Here is a 15,898-nt window from a genome sequence, read left to right as displayed (position 1 = left end):
AGCGAGTGTCACAAGAAGCTGCCTCCCCGTGAGGCAAGCGCCTTAGAACGGCAGCGGCAGCTTGGCGGTCCTGCCGCCGTCGAGCGTGATGACCTCCCCGGTGAGAAAACCCGCCTTGTCCCCGGCTAGGAAAACAGCGAGGTCGCCCACGTCGCGAGGCTCGCCAAGACGGCCCGCTGGGTGCAGCCTTTTCACGGCATCGCGCGCCTCTGCCGGTGCCGGCTGGGAGGCGAGATAGGTTTCGCTGAGTTCTGAGGCGATCCAACCGGGGGCGATGGCGTTGCAGCGAATGTTGTCAGCGCCGAGATCGAGGGCAAGGGCTCTCGTCATCCCATGGAGACCCGCTTTGGATGCGGCGTAGGCCGCGTGCTGTGGATTGGCGGCAATGCCTTCGACGGAGCCAATGTTGATGATGCTTCCGCCGCCGGCCTTACGAAAATGGGGCAGCACGCCCTGCGCAAGGAATAGCGGCGCACGCAGATTCAGGGCGATCATGCGGTTCCACTCCTCGGGCGTGATCTCAGCGACGCTGCGTTCGAACATGATGCCGGCGTTATTGACGAGGATGTCCACCCCGCCAATCCGGTCGGCCACCTGATCGACGACTGCGGGAAGGTCGACTGTGTCCGCCAGGTCTGCCTGGATGCCAAAAACCGAGGGGTGGCATTGCAGTTCCGGATCAAGTGGCCGACGCTGAATGACGGCTACGTGGGCGCCTTCTGCGAGGAAGCGATCTACGATTCCCCTGCCGATCCCCTGGCCACCCCCGGTGACAAGGGCTTTTTTGCCTAAAAGCTGCATGGTCTTGGTTAATCGGTTTCCGGGCTGGTGCAGAAGAAGCAGCTGTTGGTGTCACAGTCGTCGGCAGCCGAAGCAACAGCACCGTCGCTGCCGGATGCTTCAGCATAGAGAGTGTTGGCCATGGCTTATTCGCCGTACATCAGATTTGCAAGGAACGAATCCAATTGCCGGTCTGAACCGGCCTCGTTGCCGCCTGCCGTGACGGGTCGCGCCTGCTCCAGGTACAGACCTTCCCAAGGTGAGCACTTAAGCTCTCCTGCTTCATGGGAGGCTCCTGCTTCGAAGGGGGTGACAATTTCCTCCGCGGCTGCCGGCGAGAACGCAGGCACGGATGGAGCGTGTTCACGCAGCGCGGTGGAATTGCGGTGACCAAAAGCGGTAAAGATGGCGCGGTGCCCGATGTAGATAGACATGTTGCTTTCCTTCCTTGCTGTCGGCTGCGAGACGACGATGTCATGCCAGTCGACGGTAATAATGAACGTCTCGTTCGATTAATGAACGTTTAGCTAGTGTGGCACACCTCACGCACACTGCGCAATGGTCCCACGGGAGTTTCCACCCTTAGGCGTCATTGTGGGGATACGGCAACTACGTGAGGCTTGTCAGCGCTGCAGACCATGGCTCGGCCATTGCCGTCATCCTGGATAATCCAGAAGACGCTCCGGTCAAGGGCGAGCATGTCAATTTGTCCCAGCATTCTGCTCCCGTCCCGGCGGAAGACCTGCACCACATCCCCCCGGCTCAGCTTTGACCAATCCGGTACGGGTATGGGCAGATGGGAGCGACGGCGGGCAGTGGCGGCCTGGTGGTGGGTGTACATCGTCCTTGTCCGTTCAAATTGGAGTTAATGGCACGGCGCCGCCTTGCAAAAGAACGTGAGGGGAGCCACAATTAGGAATGTTCATCTAATGAACGTGGCGTTCAACATAGTACTACGACGCGACTTTTTCAAGACCCTGCATCAACGGAGTGCGATTAGATAAAGGATGAGGACAGCCACTTTCCAGACTGCACCGCGCAGTTCCCCTCAGATCTTCCCCGTCTCCCGGGCCCCCTGTGCTAATCGCGCCCTAAGTGCGGGCCTGCGCCCCTTTTTCCGGGACGAGCGAGGGCCTCTTTTTCCTGACAAGGAGGGATGACTATGCCGTACTGGCATCACAAGCAGAAGCAAAAACCGCGCAGGGAGCCCGCGGAAGTCATCAGGGAGCGCGATGAGCGCCGGACCGCGGCATTGGCGCAATGCGTGAGGGAATTGAACAACAACAAACAGGGGTTGACCCACGCTCTGGTGGCCGAGCGCGTCGGAGTCCCGGTTCAGTACGTGCGCTGGAAGTATCCGTCCGTGCAGCAATTGCTGGAGATGGCGGAAGCATAGACCGGCAAGGCTGTGCGCTTTTCCAGTCGCCGCACAGCCCGGCCTGTCAGGCAGGAAGTAAGGTCAGGAGTTGCCCTGGTCGATACCTAAAAGGGCCTTGGCGATCTTTCTGCTGGCCATGCGAAGTTGTTCAATCGTCTCCGGCAGGCTGTCCGATTTCAGCCGCTGCTCCGGTCCGTTGACGGACACGATGCCTACCAGGGCGCCGCCTACGTCCCGCACCGGGACTGCCACGACAAAGAGGCCTTCTTCGAGTTCACTGTCCAGAACTGCATACCCCTGTTCCCGGACTGCGTGCAGTTCCTCGATGAGCGCTCGGGGTTTTGTGATGGTTTTGGACGTATACGTTTCCAGCTTTTTGGGCAGTGCTTGCGCAACTTCTTCGTCGGTCATTTCCGCAAGCAGAAGCTTGCCTGTTGCACTGGCATGGACCGGGTAGGTTTCACCCACGTACATGGTGACGTTCAGATACCGGGAACCGGACGCTTCGGCAATAACGTCATAGGCCAGCGCCTCCCGCACCATTGAGAAGCTCAGGTTCTCTTTAACCTGCGCGGCGTACTCGTCCAAAATGGGTTGCACCCTGGCCACCGCACCGGCGTAGGGGTCTGCCAGCCGGCCCAGTCGCGCCATCTCCCAGCCCAGGGTATAGCGGTTGTCCACCCGGTCCACGAATCCCGTTTGTTCCAGGCTCAGCAACAGGCGGAAAGCCGTAGGGCGGGTCATTCCGACGGCCTGAGCCAGCTCGGTTACAGTGATTCCCGCCCGGTGCCGGCCAAGCTCACTGAGCAGGACGGTTGCTTTAATGACAGATTTGTTGGTGAGGTCAACGGTCTCGCCGGGCGTCGTGTCGTCGTTGCCCATTGCCGCCTGTACATCCACGTCTGTTTCCGCTGCCACATCAGCCCCCGGTCCCGGTTCGGTTCACATCTGTCACGGCACTGCAGCCCTGACTGGTCCTTTACCATCCTATGCCCCTTCAAAGAGCGAACAAGGCGTTCAAGACCGCAATGCTCCACTCCATGTATGGCAGGCCCGACGGCAAGGCACCAAGAACTTGTCCGAAGGGGTATGCCCCGGACGGGCGCCCGCCGCCAGGGCCAGGCAGCACGTACTTCCTTCGGTTTGCCCTCAACCGACCCTGGCGCCCTCGCGGGAGGAAGGTTCTGGCACGAGGAGCATGATCGCAGTATTGATGCGCTCGTCGGCATCCTGCCCCTCGACCAGCTGGGCTGCCTCCTCAACGCTGGTAACGACCGGCACGGAGCCCAGTAGCGGCTGTGCTGAGGATTCGCGCATTTTCAGCGCCGCCATGAATGCGACCGCGGAGAAGAACATGATGTAGAAGGCCGGGGCATAGGAGTCGCCGGTGACCTCGACGAGTACCTGGCTGACCAGTGGCGTGGTGCCGCCAAAGATTGAAATGGCCAGGTTGTGGGTGAGGCCCACGCAGCCAAAGCGTGAGGCCGTGGGGAACAGTTCGGACATTACCGCACCGGTCAACGCCAGGAACAAGGCGCTGGGCACCATGACCAGGACCATGGCCAGGTACAGCGACCAGAGGGTTCCGAACTGCATAAGCCAGAATGCTGGCACCAGCAGGATGAGGTTGCCGATAGTGGCCATGATGTAGATGGGGCGGCGGCCAATGCGGTCCGACCAGTGTCCGACCAGTGGAATCAGGACGGCCTGCAGGACCAGCACGACCACTGCTGCCCCAGCGGTGTTGGCCGTTTGCGACCCGATCTGCGTTTCCAGATACGTTGGCATGTAGCTCGTCAGCATGTAGGACGAGGTTCCGTCGGCGGCAACCAACGCAAAGCCAATGAGGACCTGGGGCCAGTAGTGCTTCAGGATGTTCGGCAGGTTGTGCCGGACGAAAATGGGGTTAACGTCCTTATCCCCGGCCTTGTCCTGGGCAACCTCGAAACTCGGTGATTCCGGGATGCGGCTGCGGAGACAGATCGCAAGGATGCCCAGGGGGCAGGGCGATCAGGAACGGAATCCGCCAGCCGCCATTGAGCATGGCCGAAGGGCCCCACGCCGACGTGGTCACCGCTGTGGTCCCTGCCACTGCTCCGGCGCCGGCGGCGAAACCGAGCATGGACCCCGAATTCAGCAGCGCAGTCATAAACCCGCGGTGGCGGTCCGGGGAGAACTCGGCGATGTAGGTGGCAGCACCGGAATACTCGCCACCGGTGGAAAATCCCCGCAGCATCTTCAACAGGTACAGGGGAATGATGACCCATAGACCGACCTGCCCGGCGGTGGGCAGCAGGCCAATGACGGTGGTGGCAGCGGCCACCAGCGCCATCGTAAAGAAGAGCACTTTCCGGCTCCGATCTTGTCGCCCAGCGGGCCGAGAATCATTCCACCGAGGGGCCGCACCACGAAGGAGACAGCGAAGCCCAGAAGCGTGACCAGCAGACCCATCCGCTCGTCCATGCCCTCAGTGAAAACCGAGGTCATGGTTACCGCTAGGTCGCCGTAAATACCGATGTCATGCCACTCGATGAAGTTGCCGACCCCCGCACCAACCTGGGCCTTCCGCAGGTCGCGGTTGTCGATGACGATGCAGTCCTCGGCCCGCAGTCGACGCGTGGTTGCGGCCGGTATCGAACGCTTCGTACCGAGATGATCGAACATCGTTGTCCTTCTTTCCGTGGGAGTGGAAGCGCTTTTGGCTGGTTCACAAGCCCCTGGCCGGCGCTTGGCGCCACCAAGGACGGACACCCAGTTGGGTTGTCCACCCTCTGCCGACGCGCTTCCTCATAGGTCGTGCTCTTTGAAGGCGAGCCGCCTCGCTGGCGCTGCGGCAAAGAACGCAGCGACCTCCGCTCGTTCAAAAATCGAACGCGATGGTCAAAAATTGTGGCATGCGCCACATTCGCTGTCAGAAAGTGCCCCCGGAAAGTCCGGCCTCAAGAAACCCCTTGACAGTGAGCTGGCTTACAACCTAAATTGAACGCAGTGTTCACAAGCTGAACGTCCGCAATTATTAGTAACGGCATTGTCCGGCACGAGTCCAAGGAAGCACCGCTGCCATGAAAAACGAACCTCTCAGCCTTTTCGCCTTCGATGTTTTCGCCCCGTCCCACCTGACTTCGGGATCATGGCGTGCCGAGGGCGACCAGGGCCACCGCTATACGGATCTGCAGTACTGGACCGGCGTCGCCCAGATGCTCGAAAACGCCGGCTTCGACGGGATCTTCTTCGCCGACAATGTGGGCTACCATGACGTTTACCGCGGGAATGGCGACGCAGCCCTCCGCGATGCCGCACAGTTCCCCATCAACGACCCCACCGTGTTGATCAGCGGCATGGCCGCCGTCACGAAGCACCTGACCTTCGGGGTCACCGTCTCGGCTACGTACGAACCGCCGTACCTGCTGGCCCGAAAGTTCAGCTCGCTGGACCACCTGACCTCCGGCCGTGTCGGCTGGAACATCGTCACCTCCTATTCGGAAGCAGCTGCCCGGAACCTCGGCAAGCAGCAGCAGCTCACCCCGGCCGAGCGTTATGACATGGCCGATGAGTACATGGATGTGGTGTACAAGCTGTGGGAAAGCTCCTTTGAAGAGGATGCGGTGGTCCGCGACGTCGAATCGGCGACGTACATTGACCCCAGCAAGGTGCACCCCATCGAGCATGCCGGCGAGCATTTCACGGTGCCGGGTTTCCACCTGTGCGAACCGTCCCCGCAGCGCACCCCGGTGCTGTTCCAGGCCGGGTCTTCCGCAAGGGGCATGGAGTTCGGCGGCAAGCACGCCGAGGCCGTCTTCATTCAGAGCACCTCCGTAGAGGGCGCCAAGCGTATGGTGGCGAAGCTCCGCCAGGCCGTCGCCGATGCCGGCCGCGATCCCCGGGATGTCAAGATCGTCATCCTGCTCACAGTGGTGGTTGCGCCCACCGACGAGGAAGCCCAGGCGAAGTACCAAAAGGCCGTTGACAATGCGCCCGTCGACGCCGTCCTTGCGCGGTTCAGCGGCTGGACCGGAATCGACATGTCCGAATACGAACTCGACACTCCCTTGCGCTCGGTGGGAACCAAAGCGGGGCAGTCCATGGTGGACATGTTCTCCAAGGCTGACCCGGACAGGGATTGGACCCCGCGCCAGATCGCAGAGTTCCTCGCTGTCGGCGGCACCGGTTCCACCATCGTTGGTTCGCCGGAGACGGTTGCGGCGGAACTGCGCCGCTGGCGCGACGAGGCCGATATCGACGGCATCAACCTCAGCTACATCACCAAGCCCGGGGGCTGGGAAGAGTTCATCGAGCTCGCCCTTCCGGAGCTCCGAGCCCAAGGCATTATTGCTCCTGCCCGCCCCGAGGACCAGGAACCGGTCACCCTGCGGGAAAAGCTCTTCGGCCAGAAGTACACGTTGGATGGCCACCCCGCCACGGCGCAGCGCGCAAAGCACCTCAGCGACGCCGCTCGCTAAGCACAGCTGCCCGCCACGGAATTATCAACGAAGGATCCCTCAATGACTGAACAAACTGACGTCGTCGTCATCGGTGCCGGTCTCGCCGGCCTCATCACCGCCCGTGAACTCGGCAATCGCGGCCACACCGTGGTTGTCCTGGAAGCCCGCGAGCGCCTTGGCGGCCGCCTCTGGACGGAAAACCGCTTGGGCCAGAAGCTCGAGCTCGGCGGCAACTGGCTGCACTGGACCCAGCCCCACGTCTGGGCAGAGGTCACCCGCTACGGACTTGAAGTCTCCCGGGGCCCGCGCTCAGAAGAAACCTACTGGCTGGCTGGCGATGAAGTACGCCGAGGCAACCTCGATGACTTCATGAAACTGATCGATCCCGGCATGACCCGCCTACTCGAAGACACCATGAAGTGGCTGCCCCGCCCCGATGCGCCGCTGACCAACCCCAACCTCGCCGAAGTGGACCAGTACAACCTGCAGGAAATGCTGGACAAGCTGGACCTGTCCGAGGACGAGCGGAACGCGAATGAAGCCGCCTGGGTGGGCCACTTCAACGCTCCCCTGGACCAGTGCGCTTACGTCAACGCGCTGCGCTGGACCGCCGGCTCCTCAGGCCACTGGCATCTGATGCACGAAGCCTCAGCCATCTACCGGCTCAAGCACGGCAACGACACGCTGCCGAAAGCGATTGCCGCCGACACCAACGCCGACATCCGTTTCGAGGCCCCGGTGACCGCCATCCGGCACCACAGTGAGGGAGCGACCGTCTTCTACGCCGATGGGCAGGAGATCGAGACGAAAAAGGTGGTCATTACGCTGTCACAGAATATTCTGCACAAGCTCGATGTCCAGCCCGCCCTGTCCGAGGGAAAGCTCGCCCCCAGCCGGGAAAAGACCGCATCCCAGGGCGTCAAGGCCTGGATCCGCGTCAAGGGACCCATCAAGCCGTTCTTCGCCTACTCCGCCCAGGACAAGCCCCTGTCCGTCATCCGCACGGAGTTCGTCGGCGAGGATGACGCCGTGCTGGTCGGCTTCGGTGCCGACGCCAACCGCATCGACGTCACCGATCCTCAGCAGGTCCAGGAAGCCATCAAAGTGTGGCGCGACGACTTGGAGGTCCTCGAGGTCACCGGACACAAGTGGGGCGAAGACCCCTACGCCGAGGAAACCTGGCAGATCCAGCGCCCCGGCCAGCTCACCAAGTACCACGCAGCGCAGCAGGCCAGCGAAGGTGCACTGCACTTTGCCAGCAGCGACATCGCCAACATCTGGGCCGGCTTCTTCGACGGAGCCATCGAAAGCGGCCTGCGCGCTTCCCGTAACGTCCACGCAGAACTCAAGGAGGGCCAGCCATGAGCGCCCCCGCACTGGAAACCCGCCGGATCACCCCCGATCACTACCGTGCCGTCATGCGGCACCTGCCCACCGGTGTCGCCGCCATCTGCTCCACCGACGCGGTCACCGGCGCCCAGAACGGCATGATCGTCGGAACATTTGCCTCGCTGTCCATGGAGCCTGCACTGGTGACGTTCAGTGTGATGCACTCCTCCACGAGCTGGCCCAGAATGGCCGAGGCTGCGAATTTCAGCGTCAACCTGCTCGCGGAAGACCAGCAGCAGGTCTGCCGTGCACTCTCAGCCAAAGGCGAAGACAAACTCCGTGACGTTAGATGGTCCGAATCCGCCTGGGGAACACCCCACATCCACGGCTCGGTTGCCTGGTTCGACTGCCAGGTCGAACAGCATTTTGTTGCCGGCGACCACATCGTCGTCATCGCCAGCGTGCTGGAAATGACATCCGGTGGGGGAGCGTCCGATCCGCTCATCTTCCATGGCGGACGCTTCGGAAGCTTCCGTGAACCCTCCCTCTCACCGTCCCTCTAACGGGACGGCCTCCAAAGGCCTCCCGGACAACTCATGAAATCGATCAAGGAAGATTGACATGGATATCACCCCTACCAAAGCCGCCACACCGGCAACAGAGGTCACGCCCGCCTACTACCGCCAAGTCCTGGGTAAGCTGCCCACCGGCGTCGTAGCCATCACCGGCATCAACGACGACAAGGAGAAGCTCGGACTGGTCGTCGGCACGTTCCAGTCCCTGTCACTGGACCCGCCGCTGGTCATGTTCTGCGTCGACAAGTCCTCTTCAACCTGGCCCAAACTACGCAAACTCCAGAACTTCACCGCCAACATCCTGGCCGATGATCAGATCAGCATCTGCCGCTCCCTCTCCCGCAAAGGTCCGGAGAAATTTGAAGGCCTGCCCTCCACCGCCGGCCCCCTCGGCACGCCCCACCTGGACGGTGCCACAGCCTACATCGACTGCAAAGTCACGGCTGAAGTCGTCGTCGGTGACCACTACATGGTCGTCGGAGCCGTCACCAACATGGAGGAAGGCAGCGGCAACGCCCTGATCTTCCGGGGCGGGAAATTCGGACAGTACCTGCCCATCGAGATCCCCACCCCCGAAGCAGCCAGGAGCGCATCATGAGCAACCGCCGTGAAGAAATTCTCAACGCCTGGAACCGTGCGTGGGGCGACGGGGACGTGACAGCGTTCGAGCAAATCATCGTTCCCGGGTACCTCCGCCGCTCCAAGTCAGGCAGCGAGGACGCCAACAGCGTCGTGGAAACCATCAAGGCGACCCACGAAGCCTTCCCGGACTTCAGCACCGATATCCTGCACATCGTTGAAGACGGCGAAACCGCCGCCATTCACTGGCAAAGCCAGGGAACCCACCAAGGCTCGTTCATGGACGTGCCCGCGACAGGACGAAGCATCACCGTCACCGGCGCCTCCTTCCTCCGCTTCGATAACGACAAAATCGCCGAGGAATTCGTGGTTTGGGACCCCAGGGAACTGCTCTCCGCCCTCGGCATCTGGCACCTCGGCCCCGGCAACGCCTGACGAGCCCAACCGACCAACCCACCCACCCAAGGATGCGGCAGCCGCCTCACGACAGGCTGCCCGCACCCTTCCACTGTCTTCAGGAGACGCATCAATGACGCTTAACGGACATTCCCTCATCGCAGGGGAGAGTACCGCCGGAACAGGCGGCACAACCAACGGAATCAACCCGGCCACTAATGAACAGCTTGAACCGGCCTACTCACTGCTCACCGAGGACCAGGTCACGGTCGCCACAGCAGCGGCAGTCGAGGCCTACCCATCCTTCAGCACGCTGAATCCGGAAACCCACGCCGCATTGCTGGAAGCCATCGCGGACAACATCGAGGCAATCGGCGAGGAACTGATCACGCGGGCAACCCAGGAAACAGGGCTTCCCACCGCGCGGCTGCAGGGCGAACGAGCGCGCACTACCGGCCAGCTGAGGCTCTTCGCAACCGTTGTCCGCCAGGGCGACTTCCGCGGCGTCCGCATCGACCCCGCACTCCCGGACCGCACTCCCCTGCCTCGGGCGGATATCCGCCAGCGACAGATCCCGCTCGGCCCCGTCGCCGTTTTCGGCGCCAGCAACTTCCCACTGGCCTTCTCCACCGCCGGAGGAGACACCGCCTCGGCCCTCGCCGCAGGCTGTCCCGTGGTCTTCAAAGCACACAACGCCCATCCCGGCACCGGTGAACTCGTCGGCCAGGCCGTGGTCAAAGCCGTCAAGGACTTCGGCCTGCACCCCGGCGTCTTCTCCCTGGTCTACGGCCCCGGCGCCAGCATCGGCCAGGCCCTCGTCTCCGACCCCAACATCAAGGCCGTCGGCTTCACCGGCTCCCAAGCAGCCGGCATCGCCCTCATGAAGACCGCGGCAGCCCGCCGCGAACCCATCCCCGTGTACGCCGAAATGTCCTCCCTGAACCCGGTCTTCGTGTTCGAAGGCGCCCTCAAAGGCGACGTCGACGCCCTGGCCGCCCAGTACGTCACCGCCGTTACCGGAAGCTCCGGCCAGCTCTGCACCTCCCCCGGCCTGCTCTTCGCCCCCGAAGGCGAACTGGGCGACAAACTCGCTGCCGCCGTCGGCCGCGCCGTCTCCGCCTGCACCGGGCAGACCATGCTCACCGCAGGCATCGCCGGGTCCTGGAACGCCGGGACCGAAGCACTCGGCAGCGCTGAAGGCGTGAACCTCATCGGCAAGGGCACCGACGGCGAAACTGAAAATGCCCCGGCCCCCACCATTTTCGTCACCCAGGTCCGCGACTTCGTCACCAACCAGGTCCTCCACGAGGAGATCTTCGGCGCCGCGTCCCTGGTCATCCGCTACACCAGCACCGACGAACTCCTCCAAGCCGTCGCACGGCTCGAAGGCCAGCTCACCGCATCGCTGCAACTCACAGAAGAGGACTACCCCACCGCGGCGCCCCTCATCCCAGCGCTCGAGCAGAAAGTGGGCCGGATCATCATCAACGGCTGGCCCACCGGCGTCGAAGTCGGCCACGCCATGGTCCACGGCGGCCCCTTCCCCGCCACCTCCGACACCCGCACCACCTCCGTCGGAACCCTCGCCATCAACCGCTTCCTCCGGCCCGTCGCCTACCAAAACATCCCCCAGGAACTCCTCCCCGCACCGCTGCAGGACGAAAACCCCTGGAAGGTCAACCGCCTCATCGACGGCAAACCGGAACACGGCTAAGGCGGCGCTGCCCCACATTTTCCGGCCCCGGGCAGGCCTCACGCAAGGAGTCGCCCGGGGCCGGATCCCCAACCACCGGATAACCAGCGACCATGTCCATCACTATGCCTGCAACATCCGCATGGGCACGGGTGTGGGCGAGATGCGCCACGTGATGAAGTAGCGGCAAAAACGCCCGGTCTGCCGGATTTTGCGGCTGACCGCTTGCGTCCTTGGGTTTGGGGGCCGAGGTCCGCGGGGCATGTCAGCCGGCCTGCAGACCGCCGTCGTGCATTCTTTGGGCAGTCGGGGCCCGCTTGCCTCACCGGGCACGGCACCCATGAGAACCTCGACAACAGCGAACTGGCCGGTTGTGTTCGCGGTCTGGGAAGCTCAAGCAGCGCCCGCGGGCAGTGGGGACCTTCCCGTCGAGCAGGAGCGAGTTCCCCGGCTCCATTTACTATTCGTGTTGCCCGTGGCTGGAGACCAGCCTGCCGGAGAGCATTCATGAAAATGAATCCCGTGCCGGGATACTGGAAGAGCGCGCGCAGCGGAGAGTCTCACGCCTGTCACTGTCAGGTCGGGTTACACCCCAATCTGACGTCAGCCATGAACCTGCAGGGCTGTCCGAGTAGGGTTCGATCCCTTATCTTTTCTCACGGCGGCTCGAGAACCTCTTACATCTCAACATGACAGGGCATTGTTTCCGGCGCCTGTGCGCGTGCTCACCCCAGGGCCGGCGGGCAGTCGGGTACCACGTCATAGATGAGCTGGTCCTCCGGGACCCGCACGCCACCGGTCCGCTGATGGGTCGTCATCCGGCCAGCCCGCATCAGGTGCACCGGTTTCGCTCCGTCGAGCAGCAGGGCTTGGTCAGCGATCAACCGCCGGTGGCACCGCCACCAGACCGTTTCACTGCACATGATGACCGTGCGCCGTTCTGCTGCTTCCGCCAGCACCTCTGCCAGCGCAGCGGCAAAGCCAGCCGTGCGCATGTAGGCCGCGTAGGCACGAAAGGAACCATTACGCAGGGCGGTATCTGGCGAGTCCGGCGGTAGCTTACGGAAGCCGCCCAGCCGCTGCTCCCAGCGGTAGCCAATCCCGGCCGCGCGCAATCCGGCCCAGTCCGATGCCGGTACAACCGAATTTGAAGCCCCGGGTGTGCGCATTGTGCACACCCTCTTTTTTGGCATTTTTGCCAGCGAAGTCCCGCCGCCCTTCACAGCGTGAGAGTCCCGCTCCATCGCAGGCCGTCATTCCGCCATGTGGCACCACGTTCCCGGACTCAGCTGGAACCCAACCCACGAAATAGGCCGAGCAGGATGCTGTCACCGACAGCCCTGTGGCCCCAAGCATCCGTTCGGCTGCAACCGCGGGGTCATGAGCTCAGTCCAGGGCGAATCTTCAAAGACGATCACGGACAGCGTCCGAGGAATGTCGCCTCCGGAGTGGGAGAGGCGGCGCAATACTTCGGTTACCTGGGCTGTGTTAGCTACCACCAGAGCGGTAGGCGGGTTCTCGATGCCGAGCAGCGCCGACGCGGCATCCCCTCCCGCGGAGCCTCCGAATGCTGCGTGTCGGATGAGGCTGTCATCCTGTTCCAGGCCGGCTGCTTCCATGCGTGCTGGTAGCCCGCAATCCGCTCCCGCCCGGTGGTGGAGGACGCAGGCCCGGAGATGATTCCGATGCGGCGATGCCCGTGCGCCGCGAGGAGCGCAGTGGCAGACCGGGCAGACTCAAAATTGTCGATGCTCACAACGTCAACTTCGGGGAGCGACGGTATTGAACGGTCGACAAAGACCACATCGGTCCCCAGGTCCTGAAGCTTCTTCCAGATCGCCAGGTTGTTGCCAGTCGGGGTTGCGATAATCCCGCTGACCCTGCGTTCGATCAGTGTGGACAGACGCTCCGACTCCAGCTGGTTATATCCTCCTGCGTGGTCATCAGCAGCACCTCAATTCCCCGGGAATGCGCTTCCTGCACCACCTGGTCGGCAACTCGGGCGAAGAACGGGTTTGAGACATCCGCAAGCAGCAGCCCCCGGGTGGTGGGGGGACCGTACTTGAGCTCCCTGGCAGCCGTGCGGGGGTGGTAACCCAGATTCTGCATGACGTCGTTGACCCTGCTGCGGGTGGCAACAGCGGCCGGACCTGAGCCTGGATTCAGCACCCGCGAGACGACCGCGACGGACACCCCGGCCGCCTGGACCACATCGCGGATGGTCGGTGTTTCTGCACGCCTACTCCTCGGCCTCAGTGATGCACATGTTGGAACTTTTTAGTCCAGGGATTGACGCTTATGCCTACCCATGGGGGCCGGACGAGAGGCCCTAAACAGGCCCTGCGTCTTGGCTGACGCTGGAAACTTCGACGCGATTTAGACTTCTGCTCACAACCGGCCTCCAGCGCCGACAGTTCTGTGTTCAGCGCCAGCTCGGCACCGGCAGATGCAAGGAGTTTGAGGGGTCTTTCATCGCGGCCGCTGCTGATCCGGCAATGATGGACAAGGAGGCGGATGCATCAAATGTCGTCACCGCAGCGTCTATGGATCCTGCCACGAGAAAGCATTTTGCCCCTGCGCTTTTCGCCACGTCCTGGTGCTTCGCGCTGTTCGTGGAGTCGTCAGATCCGCTGTGTCCTTGCTTGTGTGGTGGCGGCCCTTCGAGTCACGCTAGAGGTGATTCTTCGTGCGGATATGGGTGCCACCAGCCTTCCCAGGCTGATGATGTGATTGGGCCTTGTGGAAAGTCTTCGATGTCACGGGGGACGCCAAGGTTGTGTCCCTGGTTGGAACTGACCGGGCCGGGTTCGGTGTGGGCTGCGGACATGCTCTCTCCTTTTGATGTCGCTGGTTTGTGCGGCCTGCACTCCGGCATTTTTCATGTTGCTGCCTGTGTTCCGTCCCGTGGCGGCTCTGCAACTGAGTCGCTTGGTTGATGGACCCTCCGGAGCAGGAGCTGTTCGGCTGTGATCCAGAGGTCGTAGACTGCGGTTTTTTCGATCATGATCCGGTGGTCAATTCCGTCGGCCGCTATGCAGGCTGTATCTCCGGAAGGCTTGGTGTCGTCCACGAGGCCGGTTCTGATAAATACGCCTTCGCGCCGGACATCAACTTCGGCACCGACCAGCATGCTCCACTCCATGAAGGGATAAGGGCGGTGGTCGGCAGCTTCCGGTGCGGGTTCTCTTGCGGGCGCGTAGTGCTGGAAGCCTTCTTGCATGGATCCGGTCCTTTCTGTCGAAGGGTGGCAGCCATGGTTGTGCCCCCTGGCGCCCGCGGTCCTGTCTTTTTTGTCGGTCCGGGTCGGGGCGGACTGCTGCCATGCCAGCTGCCCGCCCCGAGGTTCGGATTAGGCCTCAGCGGCGCTGGGCTCCTGTGTTCGTTGGGGTTCCTGCAGTTCGCCGTTTTGGCGTGCAGCTTCCTTACGACCCCAACCTCCTGGCAGCAGCGCCACCGAGATGACGGAAATGGCCGAGACGATCAGGAGATAGATGACGATGGAATCGCTGGACTGGGTGGCCGCGAACAGTGCGGTGGCGATGGTGGGGGCGAACGCGGATCCGCAGATCTGGGAGATGGTATAGCCAACTGATGCTCCGGTGTAGCGGACTTCACGGGAGAAGACCATTGAGAACAGGGAGCCGGTGACGCCGGCGGCCGGGGCCATGGCGATGCCGAAGATCAGGACGACGGCCAGGATGAAGTTGGCGGCGATTCCGGTATTGATGAGCATGAAGGCAGGTCCGATGAGGGCGCCCATGGCCACGGCCCCGATGAGGTACATGGTTTTGCGGCCGTATTTGTCGGAGAGTGAACCGAAGACCGGGTAGAGGACGACGGCGACGAGTCCGGCGATGAAGACCCCGAGCAGGACACTGGTGCGGTCGATCTTGGCGATGGTGGTGGAGTAGTTCACCAGGTAGGACATGGTGATGTAGGCGAAGACGCCCTGGCTGAGGTAGGTGCCGGCGACTAGGAAGATTTCCTTGGGGTGGCGGCGGAAGGCTTCCTTGATGGGGAGCTTGACGAGTTCCTGCTTTTCGCGGGCCGCTGCGAAGGCGGGGCTTTCGGCAATGGTGAGCCGGATGACGAGGCCGACGATGACCAGAACGGCACTGACGAGGAATGGCAGGCGCCATCCCCAGGTGATGAACTGGTCGCCGGGGAGCTGGGTTGCGCCGAGAAAGGCGACGGTGGCGAGGCTGGTCCCTGCCGGGGCGCCCATTTGGGGGAACGCGCCGTAGAAGCCCTTTTTGCCTTTGGGTGCGTGTTCGACGGCCATGAGGGTGGCTCCGCCCCATTCCCCGCCGACCATGAAGCCCTGGAAGATGCGCAGGACGGTCAGCAGGATGGGGGCGGCGATGCCGATTTGTGCGTAGCCGGGCAGCAGACCCATGAGGAAGGTTGCGGCGCCCATGCCGACGAGGGAGATGATGAGCATCTTTTTCCGGCCGACCCGGTCGCCGAAGTGTCCGAAGACGATGCCACCGAGGGGACGGCGAGGAAGCCGACGCCGAAGGTGGCGAAGGAGAGTAGCGTGCCCATGAGCGGGCTGGCTTCGGGGAAGAACAGCTTGGGGAAGACCAGTGCGGCTGCTGTTCCGTAGATGAAGAAGTCGTAGTACTCGACGCTGGTTCCGATGAAACTTGCCATGGCAACTTTCATCGGGCTGGTGCGGCCTGTGGCGGCCGGGGATGTCTTCGTTGACATGTCAGGTTCCTTGGAG

At 62.6% G+C, this 15,898-nt stretch carries 19 protein-coding genes; 7 read left to right on the top strand and 12 right to left on the bottom strand.

Translation table 11 applies throughout. The features are described from left to right. Positions 1-42: 42 nt before the first annotated feature. Both AC3A3W_RS17165 and AC3A3W_RS17160 read right to left on the bottom strand, forming a co-directional pair. Positions 43-801, bottom strand: coding sequence for an SDR family NAD(P)-dependent oxidoreductase (locus AC3A3W_RS17165; protein WP_487444208.1), 759 nt, complete (start codon positions 799-801; stop codon positions 43-45). A gap of 125 nt (positions 802-926) precedes the next feature. After that, positions 927-1,214, bottom strand: a complete 288-nt coding sequence (locus tag AC3A3W_RS17160; protein ID WP_487444207.1) for a hypothetical protein — start codon at positions 1,212-1,214, stop codon at positions 927-929. A 722-nt stretch (positions 1,215-1,936) separates the two neighbouring features. On the opposite strand from AC3A3W_RS17160, the gene AC3A3W_RS17155 reads away from it, so the two are divergent. Beyond that, entirely contained in the window at positions 1,937-2,176 is a 240-nt protein-coding gene (locus AC3A3W_RS17155; RefSeq protein WP_487444206.1) for a hypothetical protein, read from the top strand. Positions 2,177-2,239: 63 nt separating this feature from the next. Here AC3A3W_RS17155 and AC3A3W_RS17150 read toward each other — a convergent pair whose 3' ends face one another. The 3 genes from AC3A3W_RS17150 to AC3A3W_RS17140 form a co-directional block, all read right to left on the bottom strand. Continuing rightward, positions 2,240-3,076 (bottom strand): IclR family transcriptional regulator, encoded by an 837-nt coding sequence (locus tag AC3A3W_RS17150; RefSeq protein ID WP_487444205.1) that lies wholly within the window; start codon positions 3,074-3,076, stop codon positions 2,240-2,242. Positions 3,077-3,307: 231 nt separating this feature from the next. Beyond that, positions 3,308-4,030, bottom strand: a complete 723-nt coding sequence (locus AC3A3W_RS17145; RefSeq protein WP_487444225.1) for an MFS transporter — start codon at positions 4,028-4,030, stop codon at positions 3,308-3,310. A gap of 43 nt (positions 4,031-4,073) precedes the next feature. Continuing rightward, positions 4,074-4,505, bottom strand: coding sequence for an MFS transporter (locus AC3A3W_RS17140; RefSeq protein WP_487444204.1), 432 nt, complete (start codon positions 4,503-4,505; stop codon positions 4,074-4,076). Between the two features lie 715 nt (positions 4,506-5,220). Between AC3A3W_RS17140 and AC3A3W_RS17135 the strand changes: the two genes are divergently transcribed. The 6 genes from AC3A3W_RS17135 (at position 5,221) to AC3A3W_RS17110 (ending at position 11,193) form a co-directional block, all read left to right on the top strand. Next, positions 5,221-6,618, top strand: a complete 1,398-nt coding sequence (locus tag AC3A3W_RS17135) for an LLM class flavin-dependent oxidoreductase (protein ID WP_487444203.1) — start codon at positions 5,221-5,223, stop codon at positions 6,616-6,618. A 42-nt stretch (positions 6,619-6,660) separates the two neighbouring features. Next, a complete protein-coding gene (locus AC3A3W_RS17130) occupies positions 6,661-7,965 on the top strand; it encodes a flavin monoamine oxidase family protein (RefSeq protein WP_487444202.1) in 1,305 nt (434 codons plus the stop codon). Further along, complete coding sequence (locus tag AC3A3W_RS17125) at positions 7,962-8,492, top strand: flavin reductase family protein (protein WP_487444201.1); 531 nt, start codon at positions 7,962-7,964, stop codon at positions 8,490-8,492. The genes AC3A3W_RS17130 and AC3A3W_RS17125 overlap by 4 nt, the downstream gene beginning before the upstream one ends. Before the next feature lie 58 nt (positions 8,493-8,550). Then, the gene (locus AC3A3W_RS17120; protein ID WP_487444200.1) at positions 8,551-9,102 is read left to right on the top strand and encodes a flavin reductase family protein; all 552 of its coding nucleotides are present in this window, start codon (positions 8,551-8,553) and stop codon (positions 9,100-9,102) included. Further along, complete coding sequence (locus AC3A3W_RS17115; protein ID WP_487444199.1) at positions 9,099-9,518, top strand: ester cyclase; 420 nt, start codon at positions 9,099-9,101, stop codon at positions 9,516-9,518. Before AC3A3W_RS17120 ends, AC3A3W_RS17115 begins: the two co-directional genes overlap by 4 nt. A 94-nt stretch (positions 9,519-9,612) precedes the next feature. Continuing rightward, on the top strand, positions 9,613-11,193 hold the full coding sequence (locus tag AC3A3W_RS17110) for an aldehyde dehydrogenase (NADP(+)) (protein WP_487444198.1): 1,581 nt from the start codon (positions 9,613-9,615) through the stop codon (positions 11,191-11,193). A gap of 704 nt (positions 11,194-11,897) precedes the next feature. On the opposite strand, the gene AC3A3W_RS17105 is transcribed toward AC3A3W_RS17110, so the two are convergent. From AC3A3W_RS17105 to AC3A3W_RS17075, 7 genes are all read right to left on the bottom strand, one after another. Further along, the gene (locus AC3A3W_RS17105; RefSeq protein ID WP_487444197.1) at positions 11,898-12,341 is read right to left on the bottom strand and encodes a DUF488 domain-containing protein; all 444 of its coding nucleotides are present in this window, start codon (positions 12,339-12,341) and stop codon (positions 11,898-11,900) included. Positions 12,342-12,500: 159 nt separating this feature from the next. Continuing rightward, the gene (locus AC3A3W_RS17100; RefSeq protein ID WP_487444224.1) at positions 12,501-12,755 is read right to left on the bottom strand and encodes a substrate-binding domain-containing protein; all 255 of its coding nucleotides are present in this window, start codon (positions 12,753-12,755) and stop codon (positions 12,501-12,503) included. After that, complete coding sequence (locus AC3A3W_RS17095) at positions 12,665-13,063, bottom strand: hypothetical protein (RefSeq protein ID WP_487444223.1); 399 nt, start codon at positions 13,061-13,063, stop codon at positions 12,665-12,667. The genes AC3A3W_RS17100 and AC3A3W_RS17095 overlap by 91 nt, the downstream gene beginning before the upstream one ends. Then, positions 13,063-13,383 (bottom strand): LacI family DNA-binding transcriptional regulator, encoded by a 321-nt coding sequence (locus tag AC3A3W_RS17090; protein ID WP_487444196.1) that lies wholly within the window; start codon positions 13,381-13,383, stop codon positions 13,063-13,065. Before AC3A3W_RS17090 ends, AC3A3W_RS17095 begins: the two co-directional genes overlap by 1 nt. A gap of 667 nt (positions 13,384-14,050) precedes the next feature. Beyond that, positions 14,051-14,302, bottom strand: coding sequence for a hypothetical protein (locus AC3A3W_RS17085; protein WP_487444195.1), 252 nt, complete (start codon positions 14,300-14,302; stop codon positions 14,051-14,053). A 219-nt stretch (positions 14,303-14,521) separates the two neighbouring features. Then, positions 14,522-15,613 carry an MFS transporter gene (locus AC3A3W_RS17080; RefSeq protein WP_487444194.1) on the bottom strand — a complete coding sequence of 364 codons (1,092 nt, stop codon included), beginning with the start codon at positions 15,611-15,613 and terminating at the stop codon, positions 14,522-14,524. Further along, positions 15,514-15,882 carry a hypothetical protein gene (locus AC3A3W_RS17075; protein ID WP_487444193.1) on the bottom strand — a complete coding sequence of 123 codons (369 nt, stop codon included), beginning with the start codon at positions 15,880-15,882 and terminating at the stop codon, positions 15,514-15,516. Before AC3A3W_RS17075 ends, AC3A3W_RS17080 begins: the two co-directional genes overlap by 100 nt. Positions 15,883-15,898 lie beyond the last annotated feature (16 nt).

This window comes from Arthrobacter sp. Soil_N43, assembly GCF_057655195.1.
Note: the sequence above shows the minus strand (reverse complement) of the source record. Positions and strands in the feature narration are given on the sequence as shown.